The 16,911-nt window shown below is 70.5% G+C and carries 18 protein-coding genes and 1 pseudogene; 3 read left to right on the top strand and 16 right to left on the bottom strand.

Going from position 1 to position 16,911, the window contains the following annotated elements; all coding sequences use genetic code 11:
* Positions 1-44: 44 nt before the first annotated feature.
* Complete coding sequence (locus tag B7P34_RS04000) at positions 45-326, bottom strand: BBE domain-containing protein (RefSeq protein WP_223267478.1); 282 nt, start codon at positions 324-326, stop codon at positions 45-47.
* Between the two features lie 256 nt (positions 327-582).
* Positions 583-861, bottom strand: a complete 279-nt coding sequence (locus tag B7P34_RS03995; RefSeq protein ID WP_106674375.1) for a dsRBD fold-containing protein — start codon at positions 859-861, stop codon at positions 583-585.
* Positions 862-997: 136 nt separating this feature from the next.
* On the opposite strand from B7P34_RS03995, the gene B7P34_RS03990 reads away from it, so the two are divergent.
* Complete coding sequence (locus B7P34_RS03990) at positions 998-1,909, top strand: phenylalanine 4-monooxygenase (protein WP_106674374.1); 912 nt, start codon at positions 998-1,000, stop codon at positions 1,907-1,909.
* 130 nt (positions 1,910-2,039) lie between these two features.
* Positions 2,040-3,935, top strand: a complete 1,896-nt coding sequence (locus B7P34_RS03985) for a S9 family peptidase (protein WP_106674373.1) — start codon at positions 2,040-2,042, stop codon at positions 3,933-3,935.
* Here the strand turns inward: B7P34_RS03985 and B7P34_RS03980 are convergent.
* The 6 genes from B7P34_RS03980 to B7P34_RS03955 all read right to left on the bottom strand — a co-directional run bounded on the left by B7P34_RS03980 (position 3,820) and on the right by B7P34_RS03955 (position 10,099).
* Entirely contained in the window at positions 3,820-4,791 is a 972-nt protein-coding gene (locus B7P34_RS03980; protein ID WP_146166724.1) for an SURF1 family protein, read from the bottom strand. The genes B7P34_RS03985 and B7P34_RS03980 overlap by 116 nt on opposite strands.
* A 94-nt stretch (positions 4,792-4,885) precedes the next feature.
* Positions 4,886-6,058 (bottom strand): hypothetical protein, encoded by a 1,173-nt coding sequence (locus B7P34_RS03975; RefSeq protein WP_223267477.1) that lies wholly within the window; start codon positions 6,056-6,058, stop codon positions 4,886-4,888.
* Positions 6,055-6,555, bottom strand: coding sequence for a SigE family RNA polymerase sigma factor (locus B7P34_RS03970; protein WP_223267476.1), 501 nt, complete (start codon positions 6,553-6,555; stop codon positions 6,055-6,057). Before B7P34_RS03970 ends, B7P34_RS03975 begins: the two co-directional genes overlap by 4 nt.
* Before the next feature lie 443 nt (positions 6,556-6,998).
* Positions 6,999-8,105: an aspartate-semialdehyde dehydrogenase gene (locus tag B7P34_RS03965; RefSeq protein ID WP_106674372.1), complete on the bottom strand. Its 1,107-nt coding sequence runs from the start codon at positions 8,103-8,105 to the stop codon at positions 6,999-7,001.
* Positions 8,102-9,373: an aspartate kinase gene (locus tag B7P34_RS03960; protein WP_106674371.1), complete on the bottom strand. Its 1,272-nt coding sequence runs from the start codon at positions 9,371-9,373 to the stop codon at positions 8,102-8,104. Before B7P34_RS03960 ends, B7P34_RS03965 begins: the two co-directional genes overlap by 4 nt.
* A 165-nt stretch (positions 9,374-9,538) precedes the next feature.
* Positions 9,539-10,099, bottom strand: coding sequence for a PH domain-containing protein (locus tag B7P34_RS03955; protein ID WP_146166723.1), 561 nt, complete (start codon positions 10,097-10,099; stop codon positions 9,539-9,541).
* Between the two features lie 135 nt (positions 10,100-10,234).
* On the opposite strand from B7P34_RS03955, the gene B7P34_RS03950 reads away from it, so the two are divergent.
* A complete protein-coding gene (locus B7P34_RS03950; protein ID WP_106674369.1) occupies positions 10,235-10,759 on the top strand; it encodes a VOC family protein in 525 nt (174 codons plus the stop codon).
* 6 nt (positions 10,760-10,765) lie between these two features.
* Here B7P34_RS03950 and B7P34_RS03945 read toward each other — a convergent pair whose 3' ends face one another.
* The 8 genes and pseudogenes from B7P34_RS03945 to B7P34_RS37205 form a co-directional block, all read right to left on the bottom strand.
* Entirely contained in the window at positions 10,766-11,689 is a 924-nt protein-coding gene (locus B7P34_RS03945) for a hypothetical protein (RefSeq protein WP_223267475.1), read from the bottom strand.
* Positions 11,690-11,990: 301 nt separating this feature from the next.
* Positions 11,991-12,188: a DUF397 domain-containing protein gene (locus B7P34_RS03940; protein WP_106674367.1), complete on the bottom strand. Its 198-nt coding sequence runs from the start codon at positions 12,186-12,188 to the stop codon at positions 11,991-11,993.
* Positions 12,185-12,994: a helix-turn-helix domain-containing protein gene (locus B7P34_RS03935; RefSeq protein ID WP_106674366.1), complete on the bottom strand. Its 810-nt coding sequence runs from the start codon at positions 12,992-12,994 to the stop codon at positions 12,185-12,187. The genes B7P34_RS03940 and B7P34_RS03935 overlap by 4 nt, the downstream gene beginning before the upstream one ends.
* Positions 12,995-13,142: 148 nt before the next feature.
* Positions 13,143-14,189 (bottom strand): methyltransferase, encoded by a 1,047-nt coding sequence (locus B7P34_RS03930; RefSeq protein ID WP_106674365.1) that lies wholly within the window; start codon positions 14,187-14,189, stop codon positions 13,143-13,145.
* A 138-nt stretch (positions 14,190-14,327) separates the two neighbouring features.
* Complete coding sequence (locus tag B7P34_RS03925) at positions 14,328-14,984, bottom strand: DUF5063 domain-containing protein (RefSeq protein WP_106674364.1); 657 nt, start codon at positions 14,982-14,984, stop codon at positions 14,328-14,330.
* Entirely contained in the window at positions 14,977-15,576 is a 600-nt protein-coding gene (recR, locus tag B7P34_RS03920; protein ID WP_030367243.1) for a recombination mediator RecR, read from the bottom strand. The genes B7P34_RS03925 and recR overlap by 8 nt, the downstream gene beginning before the upstream one ends.
* Positions 15,577-15,611: 35 nt before the next feature.
* Positions 15,612-15,929 (bottom strand): YbaB/EbfC family nucleoid-associated protein, encoded by a 318-nt coding sequence (locus tag B7P34_RS03915; RefSeq protein ID WP_223267498.1) that lies wholly within the window; start codon positions 15,927-15,929, stop codon positions 15,612-15,614.
* Positions 15,930-16,186: 257 nt separating this feature from the next.
* Positions 16,187-16,911: pseudogene (locus B7P34_RS37205) on the bottom strand (hypothetical protein); the annotation flags it as partial.

The following is a 16,911-nucleotide window of genomic DNA, read 5'->3' as shown; positions in this document are numbered from 1 at the left end:
CGCCTGTTCCCGCTCAGGCTCGCGAATGGCCATTCCGGCTCTCGTCAGGGAAGGCGGATGGGCTGCTTGTGGTGGAAGTGGTTCTTCGGGTCCCAGTACTTCTTCACCTCCTGCAGCCGGGCGTAGTTCCCCTTGTAGTAAAGCCTGGGATAGGCGGGATCCGGGTCGGACGCCACGCCGATATAGGTGTCGGGATAGCTCACGTACGCGCCGTCCGTACCGCGGTCGTGGACGGCGTCGCTGATCTCCGGGATTCCGCCGGCTGGTGCGTACACGTCCGCGTAGAAATCCCGCATGTACTGCAGGTGCACCGCGGTGACGGTCACACCCTCTTCCACGGCGGACAGGAAGGCGTCGAGCGGGGCCGGGTCCTCTCCGTCCCACTGGCTGATCAGGGATTCTCCTGGAGTCCGGACCAGGGCCAGGCGATGCTACTCCGATGCCTCGGAGGCCAACAGGGATGAGGGGACCTGCCGAGCATTCCAGCACTACATACCCATTGAATGCCCGGATGCGATTATCGGGTATTGCTATTGCGACCCGAGAGGCTACGGCCCGAGAGGCTACGGACGGCCTGAGAGACTACGACTTGAGGGACCCCTTGACCGGTTGATGCGTGTGCGACTCGATGTCGTGCGCGGCGTTGTCGAGCAGCTTGTTGGTGAGGTCCGCGAGAGCGCGGGCAGCCGCGAGTTCGTCGCCGATGGCGGGGTCGTTCTGGTCGGCCGGATTGCACCGGGCCACGCCGTGCCCCACTAGTTGCCGTTGCCCGCCCTTGCCGATCAGCGTGGCGTCGGCGGTGACCTTGCGGCCCTCTTCAGTGATGTCGATCTGGGCGTTCCACGCCGTCTTGGTCGTCATGACAAACCTCCTGTACGCAGGGCGGCCCACAGTCAACGCTGGCACCGGTACGGGCCCGGCGCATCTCAAGCCGCGATTCGGCGCCCCTGAGTGCCAGAGGGTTACTCTCTGATGCGGCATGGGCACCTTGTGTGTCATGAGTCAAGTCTGGTCACGCACGCCGGTGACGCCCGAGGGCCTGCTCGGCACGGCGGCGCAGCACCCGGGCCGGAGCGACGGCCTGTATCTGCAGCGGCGGAACGCCCTGGCGAGCCTCGCCCGCGGGCACCGCGTGGGCGCCCCCTCCCCCGCCGTGGAGTACACCGAGGCCGAGCACGCGACGTGGCGCACGGTTCACGGCGCGCTGGACGGTGCGCACCGGGCGCACGCCTGCCGGGAGGTCCTGGACGCGGTGGAAGCGGCCCCGATCCCGGCCGACCACGTGCCGCAGCACGCCGAGGTCAGCGAGCGGCTGAAGCCGTTGACCGGGTTCGAGTTCACGCTCGCGGGTGGTTTCGTGGAGAACCGGCGCTTCCTGGGAGCGATGGAGGACGGCTACTTCCATGCCGTGCAGTTCGTCCGCCATCCGTCGGTGCCGCTGTACACGCCCGAACCGGACGTGATCCACGACGTGTTCGGCCACGGCATCCACCTCGCCTCGCCCCGGTTCGCGGAGCTGTACCGCATGTTCGGGCGTACGGCGACGCGCCTCGAAACGCCCGAGGCCCTCGACCTCATCAGCCGGGTGTACTGGTTCACGCTCGAGTTCGGCGTGATGACGGACTCCGGACCCGGGGAAGGCCCGGGCGCGGGTCCGCCCAAGGCCTACGGCGCGGCGCTGCTGTCCTCGTACGGCGAGCTCGCGCGGCTGGACCGGTGCGAGGTCCGCGAGCTGGACGTGCACGCGGTCGTCGCGACTCCCTACCGGGCTTCGGGCTACCAGCCGGTGCTGTTCGGCGCGCGGTGCCTGAACCACCTCACTGACTTGCTGGCCGGTTTCCTGGCGGACTTCGACGACGACACGGGCGGCCGGCTGGGCCTGCGCCCGGCGCCGGGCGACCGCTCCTGACTCCTGACCCCTGACCCCTGACCCCTGACTCCTGGCTCCTGGCTCCTGGCTCCTTAAGCGGAACGGGAGTTATCCACAGGCTGGGGGCTCGCCTGGACGCCCGGCCCGCGCTCCGGCGCAGAATGGGTCCATGACTGAGAGCAACGGGGCCGAGCTGAACGACGAGAGGCCCGGTGCGGCCGTGCCGGACTGGGAGAAGCGCTTCCGGGCACCGCGGGTCGGGCTGCCGAGATGGGCGAAGGACGCCCCCGACCGCGCGCTGTTCGTGTCGAACGTGACGGGCACCTTCGAGGTGTACGCGTGGGACAGGGCGACGGGCGCGCAGCGGCAGGTGACCGACCGGCCGAACGGGACGACGGGCGGGGTGCTCCCGCCCGACGGCGAGTGGATCTGGTGGTTCGCCGACACGGACGGGGACGAGTTCGGCGTGTGGATGCGCCAGCCCTTCCACGGCGGCCCCGACGAGCCCGCCACGCCCGGCCTGGAGCCCTCCTACCCGGCCGGCCTGGCCCTGGGCAGGGACGGCACGGCCGTGGTCGGCCGCTCCACGGACAAGGGCGGGTCCACGGTCCACGTGGCCCGGCCCGGGGCCGCGCCCGTGGAGATCTACCGCCACGCGGAGTCGGCCGGGGTCGGCGGCATGTCGCAGGACGGGACCCTGATCGCGATCGAGCACACCGAGCACGGCGATGCGATGCACTCGGCCGTCCGGATCGTGCGGCCGGACGGCAGCACCGTCGCCGAGCTGGACGACACGCGGGGCGGCACGGAGGAGCTGGGCCTGGCCGTGATGGGCTTCGCGCCGGTGGCCGGGGATTCCCGGCTGCTCGTGGGGCACCAGCGGCGGGGTCGCTGGGAGCCGATGCTGTGGGACGCCGCCACGGGCGAGGAGACGGCGCTGGCCGTCGACCTGCCGGGCGACCTGGACGCCGGCTGGTATCCGGACGGTTCGGCGCTGCTGATCGAGCACAGCTTCCAGGCCCGCAGCGAGCTGTTCCGCTACGACCTGGCCGGGGGGTCGCTGACCCGCCTGGACACTCCGGCGGGCACGGTGTCGGGCGCCCTGCCGCGGCCGGACGGGAGCGTGGAGTTCCTGTGGTCCTCGGCCGCCGAGCCGTCTGCGGTGCGGTCCACGACCGGGCAGGTCGTGCTGGATCCGCCGGCGATGCCGGGCGGGGTCGGCCGCGCGCCGGGCTCCGTCCCGGTCGAGGACGTGTGGGTGGAGGGTCCCGGCGGCAAGGTGCACGCCCTGATCCAGAAGCCGGAGGGCGACGGCCCGTTCCCGGCGGTCTTCGACATCCACGGTGGCCCGACGTGGCACGACAGCGACGCCTTCGCCGCGGGCCCCGCAGCCTGGGTGGACCACGGCTACGCGGTCGTCCGCGTCAACTACCGGGGCTCGACGGGCTACGGCCGGGCGTGGACGGACGCGCTCAAGCACCGGGTGGGCCTGATCGAGCTGGAGGACATCGCGGCCGTCCGCGACTGGACGGTCTCCGCGGGCATCGCCGACCCCGAGCGGCTGGTGCTGGCGGGCGGGTCGTGGGGCGGCTATCTGACCCTGCTCGGCCTGGGCACCCAGCCGGAGGCCTGGGCGCTGGGCCTGGCCGGCGTGCCCGTCGCGGACTACGTGACGGCCTATCACGATGAGATGGAGGCACTGAAGGCCCTGGACCGCACGCTGCTGGGCGGCACCCCGGAGGAGGTCCCGGAGCGCTACGAGGCGTCGTCACCGCTGACGTACGTCGACCAGGTGCGGGCGCCGGTCTACATCTCCGCGGGCATGAACGACCCGCGGTGCCCGATCCGCCAGATCGAGAACTACGTGGAGCGGCTGGAGCAGCGCGGCCACCCCCTGGAGGTGTACCGCTACGACGCGGGGCACGGCTCCCTGGTGGTGGAGGAGCGGATCAAGCAGCTCCGGCTGGAGATCGCTTTTGCGGAGCGTCATCTGGGCCGTCCGGACCGGAGCCGTCCTGACCAGAGCCTTCCTGACCGGAATCGTCCTGACCGGAATCGTCCGTAGCCTGCCCGCCCGGAGCCGGGTCGCCCGGAGCCTTCCCGCCCGAAATCGGGGCACCCGAAACCGGGTCGCCCGGAGCCTGCTCCGGGGTGATGCCGAGGGCCAGGTCCCGTGCGGCCTCCGCCTCGCGGCGGAAGAGCCTGGCCCACATGAACAGCACGAAGCCGGCGAAGACGAACCACTCCCCGGTGTAGCCGAGGTTCTGGAAGGCCTTGAGGTCCAGGCCGCTGCCCGGGGCGGCGGCCGGGGGCACCGGGGTCATGGCCCCGTCCGCCGCCGTGGCGGTGATCCACGCGTCGTGGACGCCGTACGGCACGACGTTGACCAGTGAGGCGGCGCTGATCACGCCGAGCTGGCCGGCGGGCAGCCCGCCGCCGGACCGTACGCCCTTGGAGCCGGGGCTCTCCGAGGACTGGAGGGCTCCGGTGACGGTCACGTGGCCGCCGGGCGGGGCCGGGACCTTGGCGGTGTCGGCCTTGGAGTCCGCGTCGCCGGGCAGCCAGCCGCGGACGACGGGAAGGGCCTTGCCGTCGTCCGTGCGCAGGAGGGTCAGCACGTAGAAGCCCTCGCGGTCGTCCAGCGTCCGCCCCGGCACGAGCAGCTGGTGCTCGGCGTCGTAGCGGCCGGAGGCGGTCGCCTTGCGGCCGGAGGTCTCGGTCGTCACCGGGAGGAGGTCGCGCAGCGGCTCGGCCGCGGCCTCACGGGCGTCGTCGGCCTGCGTCTGCTGCTCGCGGTGCGAGTCGACGCGCGTTTCGAAGCGGCCGAGCTGCCAGCTGCCCATGAAGAGACAGAAGGGGATGGCCACCACGGTGAAGACGTTGATCGCCCACCAGCGGGGAGTCAGCAGGAACCGATACACACCACCACGGTACGGGCACGGCCACGGGGGCCGGCACCGCCCCCTGCCGTGGTGCCTCCGGCAGGATCACGGCGGGCGCGGCAGCCCGGCGTCCTCAGCCCGGCGGGACGATCGGGCCGGTCCGGTAGACGGTGCCGGCGCACGCGTCGTCGATCTTGGCGTCCGCGATCGCGGGCTCGCCCACGTCCGGGGTGTGGCTGAGGACGATGCTCGGCGGGGGCGTGGGCGGCGGCGAGTCCGGCACGGCCGGCTGCTGCTGGGTCGCCGCGGAGGAGCCGGCCGGGGAGGCGCTGGCACCGCCGCCGGCGGAGGGCGCCGGGGAGGATCCGCCGCCGCCGGGCTTGGCGCAGCCGTTGCGCCCGCCGTCGCCGGCCGGGATCCAGGCGAACTTCACCTCGTAGGCCTGCCCGGGCTGGAGGATGACCTCGCTGGGCTCGCTCGTCGGGTCGGGCAGGCCGGTCGCGGCGTCGCCCGGCGTGTGGTCCACGACGGAGACGCGCCCGCTCTCGGCGCTGCCCCGCGGGCTCGCCGCGACGGTCCCCGGCCCGCCCACCGTACAGACGGCGCGCGAGACGTTGACCACGCGGAAGGCGCCGTAGACGCGTCCGTCGCGGTCGGCCGGGCCGACCGTCCCGCTGCCCTTGCCGAGCTGGTCGCGGTCGCAGGTCGGGGAGACGGCGGCGAAGGTGTTGGTGGGCGCGGGAGGGATGCCTGCGGGGGAGGATCCGGCGGGCTTGGGTTCGTTGCCCTTCTTCCCCTCTTCCTTGCGCTCTTCCCGCTTCTCGTCGTGGTTCCGGGCCTCGCCCTCCTCGGGGCGTCCGCCGCCGTCGCTCACCCCGTCGGGCTCGGCGGCCGGCTCCTCGGGGGTGTGCCGGCTGCTGGCCGTGTTGGCGTGGCGGTCCTCGACCGCGTCACTGGTGGTGGCGACGTGGACGACGGCGGGCAGGGCCGTGCCGCCGAGGATCAGCGCGGCCGCGGCGCCCACGAGGGCCTGCCGGCGGCGGGTGCGCCGGGCCGGCACGGCGCGCCGGATCTGCTCCAGCGAGTCCGGGGCGGGCTCGAGGTCTTCGACGGCGCCCTGCAGCAGCTGCCGGAGCGTCTGCTCGTCCATGCCGATGCCGTGCGTAGCGCCGATGTCATGCGTACTGCCGAGGCCGTCCGTACCGCCGAGGCCGTGCGTGCTGCTGCTGTCGTGCGTCTCGCCGTCGTGCATGCTCCCGCCGCGCTCGTCGGCGGGACCGGGCCCGTCATAAGGGGGGCGGGTCATACCGGAGCCTCCATGGCGACGCGGAGCGCCGCGATGCCCCGCGACCCGTACGCCTTGACCGAGCCGAGCGAGAGGCCCAGGGTCTCGGCGACCTGGGCCTCGGTCATATCGGCGAAGTAGCGGAGGACGAGGACTTCCCGCTGGCGGCGTTGCAGTCCACGCATCGCTTTGATCAATTGGTCGCGCTCCAGCTGTTCGTACGCACCCTCTTCGGCGCTCGCCATGTCGGGCATCGGCTTGGAGAGCAGCTTCAGCCCGAGGATCCGGCGGCGGAGCGCGGAACGGGACAGATTGACGACAGTCTGCCTCAGATAGGCAAGGGTCTTCTCCGGCTCCCGGACCCGGCTGCGCGCGGAATGCACCCGTATGAAGGCCTCCTGGACCACGTCCTCACAGGAGGCGGTGTCGTCGAGGAGCAGCGCGGCAAGGCCGAGCAGGGACCGGTAATGGGCCCTGTAGGTCTCGGTGAGGTGGTCGACTGTGGTGCCCGCTGCCATTGCTTCGTCAGCGTCCCCCCGCTGGGGCGGGATCTGGGCGGCGGGCCGGGTGGTCGGCCAGGGAGCGATCACCGGCATGCCGCCCGACGACGGGTGGGAACGCGGACGCAGTGCACTGCCGCCGCGCCTCGGGGCGGTTGCGATGCTGATGACCTCTGCCACGCCTGTTGGACACGCTTCCCCCCGTCAGGGTTGTACACGCGAGGCACCGCGTCTGACGATGCGCCGCGTGACGATGCGTCATATGCCCTCATGCGTACCAGCTCTTCCTCAATGCCCCGGTTTTGATACCGCCCTGAGAGACGGCAGCAAAGACGCCCCCGGCCCGCTGACGGTTGCAGTGGGCGGGGAGCGCATCGTCGAACACTTCATCTGCCCAGTTCAAGAGGTCTGGACCAACGACTTGATCACAGGACCTGCAAGACCTTCACCACTTCTCCAGATTAGGGAGTGGTCAGCTCCGCCGCCACGCATTCGGCGACCTGAGCCGTGTTCAGTGCCGCTCCCTTGCGCAGATTGTCGCCGCAGACGAAGAGGTCGAGCGCCTTCGGATCGTCCGGGGACCGGCGCACCCGGCCGACCCACGTCGGATCGGTGCCCACCGCGTCGGCGGGCGTGGGGAACTCCCCCTCCGCGGGGTCGTCCACGAGCACGACCCCCGGCGCGCTCGCCAGGATCTCGTGGGCCTGCTCCACCGTGACCTCGTTCTCGAACCGCGCGTGCACGGCCAGCGAGTGCGTGGTGACCACGGGGACCCGTACGCACGTCGCCGCGACCCGCAGCGACGGCAGCCCCAGGACCTTGCGGGACTCGTCCCGGATCTTCAGCTCCTCGGAGGACCAGCCGTCCTCCCGGAGGGAGCCCGCCCACGGCACCACGTTCAGCGCGAGGGGCGCGGGGAAGGGGCCGAGCCCGTCGCCGACCGCCCGTCGCACGTCACCGGGCTGCGTGCCCAGCGACGAGCCGGCCACCGCGGCGAGCTGCGCCCGCAGCGTGTCGACACCGGCCTTGCCCGCCCCGGAAGCCGCCTGGTACGAGGAGACGACCAGCTCGCTGAGGCCGAACTCGGCGTGCAGCGCGCCCACCGCGACGATCATCGACAGCGTCGTGCAGTTCGGGCTCGCGACGATGCCGCGCGGCCGCACGCGCGCCGCGTGCGCGTTCACCTCGGGCACCACCAGCGGAACGTCCGGGTCCATCCGGAAGGCCGCGGAGTTGTCCACGACGACCGTGCCCTTGGCGGCGGCGATCGGCGCCCACCGCGCCGAGACCTCGTCCGGCACGTCGAACATGGCGACGTCGACGCCGTCGAACGCCTCCTCGCTCAGCGCGATGACCTCGGCCTCCTCGCCGCGCACGGTGAGCCGGCGCCCCGCCGAGCGCGGGGAGGCGACGAGCCGGATCTCGCCCCACACGTCCTGCCGCGTGGAAAGGATCTCCAGCATGACCGTGCCGACGGCGCCGGTGGCGCCGACGACGGCGAGCACCGGCTTACGGCCCGTACCGGCACCCGCGAAGGTGCCGGTACGGGCCGCGGGGCCGGAGGTCATCGCCCGGTGCCTCCGTAGACGACGGCCTCGTCGCTCTCACTGTCCAGGCCGAAGGCGGAGTGCACCGCGCGGACGGCCTCGTTCACGTCGTCGGCACGCGTGACGACCGAGATGCGGATCTCGGAGGTCGAGATCAGCTCGATGTTCACCCCGGCGTTCGACAGCGCCTCGAAGAACGTCGCCGTGACGCCCGGGTTGGTCTTCATTCCCGCGCCGACCAGCGAGATCTTCGCGATCTGGTCGTCGTAGCGCAGCGAGTCGAAGCCCACGCGCGCCTTCGTCTTCTCCAGCGCCTCGATCGCCTTGCGGCCCTCGGCCTTCGGAAGGGTGAAGGAGATGTCCGTCAGGCCCGTGGAGGCCGCCGAGACGTTCTGCACGATCATGTCGATGTTGATCTCGGCGTCCGAGATGGCCCGGAAGATCGTCGCGGCCTCGCCCGGCTTGTCCGGCACCCCGACGACCGTGACCTTCGCCTCGGACGTGTCGTGCGCGACGCCCGAGATGATCGCGTGCTCCATCGGCTGGTCCCCTTGCGGTTCGTTGCTGACCCAGGTGCCGCGCAAACCGGAGAAGGACGAGCGGACGTGGATCGGGATGTTGTATCGGCGTGCGTACTCGACGCAGCGGTGCAGCAGCACCTTCGAGCCGGACGCGGCCAGCTCGAGCATGTCCTCGAACGAGATCCAGTCGATCTTGCGGGCCTTCTTCACGACCCGCGGATCGGCGGTGAAGACGCCGTCGACGTCGGTGTAGATCTCGCAGACCTCGGCGTTCAGCGCGGCGGCCAGAGCGACGGCGGTGGTGTCGGAGCCGCCGCGGCCCAGGGTCGTGATGTCCTTGCTGTCCTGGGACACGCCCTGGAAGCCGGCCACGATCGCGATGTTGCCGGAGTCCACCGACTGCTGGATGCGGCCCGGCGTGACGTCGATGATGCGCGCCTTGCCGTGGACCGCGTCCGTGATGACACCGGCCTGGCTGCCGGTGAACGACTGCGCCGCGTGGCCGAGGTTTTTGATCGCCATCGCCAGCAGGGCCATGGAGATCCGCTCTCCGGCGGTCAGCAGCATGTCGAACTCACGCCCGGCAGGCATCGGCGAAACCTGCTCGGCGAGATCGATCAACTCGTCCGTCGTGTCACCCATCGCGGAAACCACGACGACCACCTGGTGGCCGTTCTTCTTGGCTTCCACGATTCGCTTGGCAACCCGCTTGATGCCCTCGGCATCGGCAACGGAGGAGCCTCCGTACTTCTGCACGACAAGGCCCACGTGCGCTCCTCGCAGCTCTGTGTAATGCGGTCGGCTCAGTCTAACGAGCGGCCGGATTCAGCCATGCCGATATCGCATGCTGAGACGTGTCGCCCGCGTCATGATCGTGAGCGGTACGCCGTCGGACCGCCCATGATCGCTCTTGCCCTCTGCGACCCGAGCCACTCACTTTGTGAGCTGCACCATACGGGGTTGGGTGCCGTGCGGGGCGCCCGCGTCGGTGTGGTTGGCCGCGTCGGTGGCTGCAGCGGTGGCCGCGTCGGTGGCGGCCTTCCAGCGCGCCACCATGTCCGCGTGGACGGCGTACATCCGCGGTTCGGTGGCGAGGGCGGGCAGCTTGCGGCGCCGGCCGTTCCGCAGCCGGACCTGGATGTAGAGGTTGTGGTACGGGCCGTCGTTGCCGTAACGGTGCCGGCCGATGTCGACCTTCGCGATCTCCTGCCAGGGCAGGAAGCGGACGCGGCCCAGGCGGCGCGTCCGCAGACCGTCGTCGGCGACCCACGTACGGGCGCGGTGACCGTGGACCAGCGCACCGAGCGGGAGCGGGAGCGTGAGGATCGCCGCCGCCAGCATGACGTAGGACTCCCCGTCGTCATCGGGGAACGCGTCGAGGTAGGCGCCCCACCCTATGGAGAAGGTCACCCAGCAGAGGGCGGCGAGCCCGGCGAGAACCCACAAGGTCGCGACGATCCGCCAGACGACGCCCGTGACGCGGTATTCGTCCATGCCTTTCATCCTGCTGCCCCCCATGAACCCATATGGGTTCTTCAAGATCACATAACAGGGCGGACAGTACGCGGAGGGCGTCGGCTGATCCAGCGGCTTGCTCCTCACGTAGCGTGAGGATGCAGGGTGGGCCGCATGAGCGACTACTACAACGCGTTCGAGATGAGTCCTGTGCCCGCCCCCGGCCCGGATGCGGTTCCGCCGGAGCCCTTCCATGGCATCTACGGAATGCCCGCGTTCGTGACGATCCCCACGACCGATCTGGCGGCGTCGGTGGACTTCTGGGTTCGCGGGCTCGGGTTCTTCGAGCTGTTCAGCATTCCCGGAACACTTGTGCATCTGCGCCGGTGGGCGTTCCAGGACGTGCTCCTCGTCTCGGCGCCGAGCGTTCCGGAGCAGCCTCCGGCGATGAGCTTCAGTTTCGCGGGCGTGCTCAGCCAGGTCGATTCGCTTGTCGAGGCCTGCCGTGCGTTGCGCCCGGACTCGGTCGACGGTCCGCGGGACACCCCCTGGAACACCCGCGATGTGGAGGTCATCACCCCCGAGAACGCGCGAATCGTCTTCACTGCGGCGAAGCCCTTCGATCCGGCCGGCGCAGAGGCGCGGAACCTGGAAGCCATCGGGATCACCCCGCCCGGCGACGGTCGCGGCGACCACTGAAAGAGGTCAGTTTTTACTCCGCTTGCGGGTTGATTTCCGGTTCAGCACATCGCCAGGTCGCCGCCGGTACAGGGACTCCCTGATGCCTGCCGCGCGGCGGTGGATTTCCTCCGCGTACGCCGGGTCCACGTCCCCGTCGCCCGCGTCGAAGCGCAGGAACGGTGGGCGGCAGGGTCGGCACAAGCCCTCCGAGAACGCTTCCGGGGGGCCTGGAACGCCGCACGACTCGCACTCCGGCCTATCTGCGGCGGGCGCCGGACCGGGCAGGTCGGCGGGCTCGTGGAACGGCTCCGGGGGGATCTTGTCGATCAGGCGGCGGCGGGCGAAAGCCCCCGCGCAGTGGACTTCCGGCGGCAGGCCCGACGACACGGCGCGGACGACGTCCGCCTCCCCCGCTCCCCGCGCGAACCATTCCGCCACCAGCGGCTCCAACTGCGCGCACTCCGACGCCGACAGCGTCACGCGGCGGTCGCCCGTACGGCCCAGCATGGCGAGCGTTTTGTACGCGCGGGAGCGGGCCGGAGGCTGCGCCGCCGGTACGGGGTCAGGTACGGGTTCGGGTTCGGGGGTGGCGTCAACCCGCTCGGGCGGTGCGTCGCCCTTCAAAAACCTCTTCCACCACGCGTCGTTCCGCGGCGTCCGCGAGAAGTACGTACGGAACACCCACTGCGTACGTCCCTCCCCCACCGGCTCGCGGCGGCGGAACAGGTAACCGGCCCGTACGAGGTAGTTGAGCGCGGTGCGGATGGCCTGCTGGCCGTACGCCGCCAGTTCCTTGGCCAGGGTCTTCACGTCCATGGCCGCGCCCTCGGGCAGGCGGTCCAGGTAGCTGGCGATGGAGGCCTCGCGGGCGGGCAGGTGAGCGAAGTCGTCCGCGCGGCGGGGTGCCTGACCGGGTGCGGAACGTTTTCCGAAGCCGGGTCGGGCCATGGGGGGAGCGTACGGGGGCGCGTCAGCGCTAAGGTTGGCAACAGCCATGGGATCGCGTCTCTCGATCTCGATGGTCAGACCCCCGTTCGGTGTTGTCAGCACCGGCGGGGGTTGCTTGTTGTTGCGCACGCTACACGGTTGCAGCGGATCGTCGCGACCCGATCACGTAAAGTCATGTCACTTGTGGTATAGGCGAGTTCGGAGCCTGCCGCCACCACGCCATGGGTGGGAGGGTGGGTTTCAACCTCCCCGCCCATTCCTTGCATAAAAGGCTCGGATCTCGACCTCCGACGCCCGAAGCTCAGCCCACGGCCGCCTCGGACGCGTAGGTTATGAACGCTTCCCAGGCGTGGGCCGATATCGACAACCGCGGCCCCACACCCCCGAGCTTCGAGTCCCGGACCCGCATACATCCCGATGCTGCGGCGATCTCGACGCAATCCGTCTTGGGTTCAGAACCGCTGTAACTCGACTTGAACCACGACAACTTGTCACTCACAACGCCTCCATCAACTCGCCGATGAACCGCCTGGACTTCTCCTGGCTGAGGGCCTGCATGCGGAGCATGGCGAAGCGCTTCGCCATCTGGCTGACCCTGTGGCTTTCAGAGTCCAAAGAGCTGGTCCCATGCCCTTCCATGAAGACGAAGTGTTCGCACTCAGGGCTCTCCAGCAGCCTAAATGCGCCTTCCATGCCCGGGAAGTAGCCTTCGCCAGCAGGCAGGACCTGGATGAAGACGTTTCGCTGTTCCCCTGTCTGCAGCAGCCTCCGGAGTTGCCCCTTCACCACCGCGGGGCCGCCCACCATGGTGCGTAGGGCAGCCTCGTAGATCACGAAGTTGAACAGCACCGTCTCTTCGCCCAGACGCTCTTGGCGCCGCATGCGATGTGCGACACCCTCCTCAATCTCCGCCTCGGACAGGGGAGGCATGTGAGCACTCATGAGTGCCTGCACGTACTCCTCGGTCTGCAGCAAGCCGGGGATGAGTACGAGTTCGAAGCTGTGCATGGCGATCGCCACGGCCTCAGCCGCCAAGTACTCCGGTTCTCGCGTCAGGTCCCTCTCCGGCTGCAGGTACTCCTCCGCCGCGATCAGCAACCCCTTCGCCCCGCATAGTTGATCCGCCACCATCAGCAGCCGCTGCGTGGGCCTACGCCTGCCCTGCTCCATCGACTTCACCGTCTCCATGTCGTAGTTGGCTTCCGCCGCCAACTGCTCCCGGGAGACGCCTGCTTCTGCTCGCCACATCTTGATCTGGCCGCCGCAGTACCGCCATGCAATGGGGGGTCGGGAATTGCGCAGCATCGTCGCCGTTCACCTCACGGTCCGTACCGACATGGTTGCGCCAGAGGCTAGGCCCGGCCAGCCGGATACGAGCCAGAACGGCCAAAGTTCCCCCGCACGGGTGTGCGTGTACGGGGGAACTTCGGCGCCGCGTCAGGGTTCGGCGAGGTTAGACCGGCACTGCCTCGATGATCGAGGTGGAGTTGGGGACGGCGATGATCCGGTCCACCCTGAAGCCCGCCTCGCCGAGCAGGTCGCGGAACTCCTGCTCCGTACGCTCGCGGCCCGTCACGACGGCGAGCATGATGATGTCCAGCGTCTTGGCGAAGTGCGGCTCGTTTCCTGCCGGGAGGATCGCGTCGACGGCCAGCAGCCTGCCGCCTGCGGGGATCGCCGTACGGACGGCGCGCAGGATGCGCAGGCAGTCCTCGTCCTTCCAGTCGTGGAGGATGTGCTTGAGGACGTAGATGTCGCCGCCGGGCGTCACGGACTCGAAGAAGCTGCCGCCGTCCGTACGCCAGCGGCCGGCGATCTCCTTGGCGCCGGCGCCCTCGTCCAGGAGGTGCTCGGCCACCGTCTGCTCCTGGTCGAACAGCACGCCCGACAGCCCAGGGTTCTTCCTGAGCACGGCCCGGACCAGGCCGCCGCGGCCGCCGCCGACGTCGACGATCGTGCCGGTGGCGGGGAACTCGTACGCGTCGGCGATGAGTTCGTCTTCCGGGCCGGACATGTTCGCCATGCCGGTGTCGAAGAGCTGCTGGGCGTCGGCGTCCGTCAGCAGGTAGTCGAAGAAAGGCATGCCGTATGCCGTTTCGAACGGCGTCCTGCCCGTACGGAGGGTGTCTTCCAGGCCTGCTGCTGATCGCTGGAAGATCTCGTCCGTAAGCCAGACCATTCCTGTGTGCGCCGAGGCAGGCACGTCCGTACGGAGGAGCTCGGCGGCCGGGGTGAGGGCGAAGGCGCCCTGTTCGTCCTCCTGGAAGATGCCGCGCGTGGCGAGGAGGCGCAGTACGCGGCGGAGGGTGGGGCCGTGGAGGTCCGCGCGGCGGGCGAGCTCGTCGATCTGCAGCGGGCCGTCGGCGAGGTGGTCGGCGACGCGGTGGACGGTGACGGCGCGCAGTGCGGAGGCGTAGAAGTAGCCGAAGGCGGTGTCGCCCAGTTGGGCGGAGAGTGCGGGGTGGTCGGCAGGGTTTCCGGTGCCGGGAGTGACGTCCATGTCCTCTTCCCCTCGTTTTCCCCTCATTGGTGAGCGACCGGCCCGGGATCTGCCGGGCCCGTCACGCTCACTCGCAGGCTACGAAGGGGAAGGCGGCCGGGGACGTCGAATCGTCAACGATGGCCGAAGTTGGGCCCGTCAGGCCCCGCGCAGCCCAAGCGGGCCCGCGATCTCCGCCTCCATCACGCGCCCCGCCTCCTCGGCGAGCCGCTCTTCCGTCGCCACGGAGTCGGTGTCGAGGCCGCCGAGCTCGTCCAGGGGCTGGTCGAGGCGGACGTGGGCGACCAGGGACTGGAGGGCGCGGAGGGCGGCCGAGGCCGTCGGGCCCCAGTTGGACAGGTAGGAGAACTGCCACCACCACAGGGCCTCACTGACCCGGCCGTCCCGGTAGTGGGCCATGCCGTGCCGCAGGTCGGTGATGATGTCGGCGAGGTCGTCGGAGATGCGGCAGGCGACGGGGGCCGTACGCGGCACGTACGGGTCGAAGACCTCGGAGTAGACGTCCACGGGGTCGAGGAGCCTGGCGAAGCGCTCCCGCAGCTCGTCGACGTCCGGCTCGGGGCCGACGTCGGGCTCGTACCGCTCGTCGGGGAGGAAGTCCTCGTGCGCGCCGAGCCTGCCGCCGGTGAGGAGCAGCTGGGAGATCTCCAGCAGCAGGAAGGGCACGGCGCTGTCGGGCTCATCGCCGCGCGACACCTCGGCGACGGCGACGATGAAGCTCTCGATGGAGTCCGCGACCGAGACCGCGAAGTCGTCGGGGTCGCGCTTGGCGTCGTGCAGCGTTGCGTCAGACATCGAGAAGTCGTCTCCCTTCGAAGGCACGCCCGAGCGTGACCTCGTCGGCGTATTCAAGGTCTCCCCCCACGGGGAGGCCGCTGGCCAGCCGCGTGACCTTGAGCCCCATGGGTTTCACCATGCGGGCGAGGTACGTGGCGGTGGCCTCACCTTCCAGATTGGGGTCGGTGGCCAGAATCAGCTCGGTGACCGTGCCGTCCGCGAGGCGGGCGAGCAGCTCGCGGATGCGCAGATCGTCGGGACCGACGCCCTCGATGGGGCTGATGGCCCCGCCGAGGACGTGGTAGCGGCCGCGGAACTCTCTCGTCCGCTCGATGGCGACGACGTCCTTGGACTCCTCCACGACGCAGATCACCGCGGGGTCGCGGCGCGGGTCCTGGCAGACCCGGCACCGCTCCTCCTGGGCGACGTTGCCGCAGACCGCGCAGAAGCGGACCTTGGCCTTGACCTCGGTCAGGGCGTGGGCGAGCCGGCGGACGTCGGCCGGCTCGGCCTGGAGGATGTGGAAGGCGATCCGCTGCGCGCTCTTGGGACCGACGCCGGGCAGCCTGCCCAGCTCGTCGATGAGGTCCTGGACCACGCCTTCATACACGGATCGAATGCTCCTTCTTGGGTTGTTTGATGTTGTTAGAACGGCAGGCCGGGGATGCCGCTGCCGCCGCCCAGGCCCTGAGCGAGCGGGCCGAGCTTCTGCTGCTGCAGCTGCTGGGCGGAGGCGTTGGCGTCACGGACGGCGGCGAGGATGAGATCGGCGAGCGTCTCGGTGTCCTCGGGGTCGACGGCCTTGGGGTCGATCACCAGGGCCTGGAGCTCCCCGGCGCCGGTGACCGTCGCCTTCACCAGGCCGCCGCCCGACGTGCCCTCGACGGGCGTACGGGCGAGCTCCTCCTGCGCCGCGGCGAGATCCTGCTGCATCTTCTGCGCCTGCTGGAGGAGCTGCTGCATGTTGGGCTGGCCACCACCGGGAATCACGGGTTCGCTCCTGGCTTTCGACGACGTTTGTCTCGGTAGCCCGAGCCTACGTGGTCGCCGCCTCCGGCGCCCCATGCCGGACGAAGAAGAACAGGGGGCGCCTGGGGGCGCATGCGGCGCACCCGGGGGGTTTCCGGTGTTGTTGCTGGTGGGGCGGGCTGGTGGGGCGACTCGCCGTATCCGTTTGCGGCTCGTCCTGCCCGTTTGCGGGCTCGCCCTGCCCGTTTGTGTTACTCGTTCGCGATCTCTTCGATGACGGTCGCGCCCAGCTCGCGGACGATGAGGTCGTGGCCGGTCAGGGCCGTCTCGTCGAGGTCGGGGTCGTCCTCGGCGGGCATGTCGTCCTCGGGGGCGACGGGCGGCGGCTCGGGCTCGCGGTACGCCTGGGACGGCGGGGGCGGCGGAGGCGTGGGAGACGCGGGCGCCTGGTACTGGTTCTGCTGGCCCGCCTGGGGCTGCGAGGCCGCCGGGGCGGGGGCCGTGGCCGCTCGGGGAGCGGCGTGCGCGGGGGCCTGCGGGGCGTACCCGGCGCCGCTGAAGCCACCGCTGAAGTCGGCGCCGAAGCCGCCGGCGGGGGCACTTGCGGGGGCGCCTGCCCCCGCGCCGCCGACGACGAGCTCGATCTTCCACTGGACCTGGCCCTGGTAGACGTCGCCGATCGCCTGGCGGAGGACCTCTTCGCTGCCGCTGTTGGCGAAGCTGTCGCGCGCGCCGGCGTTGGCGAAGCCGACCTGCAGGGTGGCGCCGTCGAAGCCGACGACCTCGGCGTTCTGGCTGAGGACGATCCAGGTGAAGCGGCGGCGGTTCTTGACCGCGTCCAGGATGGCGGGCCACATCTGGCGGACCTGGTTGGGGTCGCCGACGGGGCTGGGCTGGGCGCCTGCCGCGGATCCGCCGGCTGCGGGGGCGGCGGCGGGTGCGGACGCGGCAGGGGCTGCGGGGGCGGCCGGGGCCG

The organism is Streptosporangium nondiastaticum (genome assembly GCF_003011965.1).
GTDB lineage: Bacteria > Actinomycetota > Actinomycetes > Streptomycetales > Streptomycetaceae > Streptomyces > Streptomyces nondiastaticus.
This window is presented reverse-complemented; position numbering and strand designations above follow the sequence as displayed.

What these genes read in the sequence shown, in the direction of transcription:
- B7P34_RS03995 (WP_106674375.1), bottom strand. Translation starts at nt 861, where the DNA reads ATGACGACCAAGACGGCGTGGAACGCCCAGATCGACATCACTGAAGAG.
- B7P34_RS03990 (WP_106674374.1), top strand. Translation starts at nt 998, where the DNA reads ATGAGTCAAGTCTGGTCACGCACGCCGGTGACGCCCGAGGGCCTGCTC.
- B7P34_RS03985 (WP_106674373.1), top strand. Translation starts at nt 2,040, where the DNA reads ATGACTGAGAGCAACGGGGCCGAGCTGAACGACGAGAGGCCCGGTGCG.
- B7P34_RS03975 (WP_223267477.1), bottom strand. Translation starts at nt 6,058, where the DNA reads ATGACCCGCCCCCCTTATGACGGGCCCGGTCCCGCCGACGAGCGCGGC.
- B7P34_RS03970 (WP_223267476.1), bottom strand. Translation starts at nt 6,555, where the DNA reads ATGGCAGCGGGCACCACAGTCGACCACCTCACCGAGACCTACAGGGCC.
- B7P34_RS03965 (WP_106674372.1), bottom strand. Translation starts at nt 8,105, where the DNA reads ATGACCTCCGGCCCCGCGGCCCGTACCGGCACCTTCGCGGGTGCCGGT.
- B7P34_RS03955 (WP_146166723.1), bottom strand. Translation starts at nt 10,099, where the DNA reads ATGGACGAATACCGCGTCACGGGCGTCGTCTGGCGGATCGTCGCGACC.
- B7P34_RS03950 (WP_106674369.1), top strand. Translation starts at nt 10,235, where the DNA reads ATGAGCGACTACTACAACGCGTTCGAGATGAGTCCTGTGCCCGCCCCC.
- B7P34_RS03945 (WP_223267475.1), bottom strand. Translation starts at nt 11,689, where the DNA reads ATGGCCCGACCCGGCTTCGGAAAACGTTCCGCACCCGGTCAGGCACCC.
- B7P34_RS03935 (WP_106674366.1), bottom strand. Translation starts at nt 12,994, where the DNA reads ATGCTGCGCAATTCCCGACCCCCCATTGCATGGCGGTACTGCGGCGGC.
- B7P34_RS03930 (WP_106674365.1), bottom strand. Translation starts at nt 14,189, where the DNA reads ATGGACGTCACTCCCGGCACCGGAAACCCTGCCGACCACCCCGCACTC.
- B7P34_RS03925 (WP_106674364.1), bottom strand. Translation starts at nt 14,984, where the DNA reads ATGTCTGACGCAACGCTGCACGACGCCAAGCGCGACCCCGACGACTTC.
- B7P34_RS03915 (WP_223267498.1), bottom strand. Translation starts at nt 15,929, where the DNA reads ATGCAGCAGCTCCTCCAGCAGGCGCAGAAGATGCAGCAGGATCTCGCC.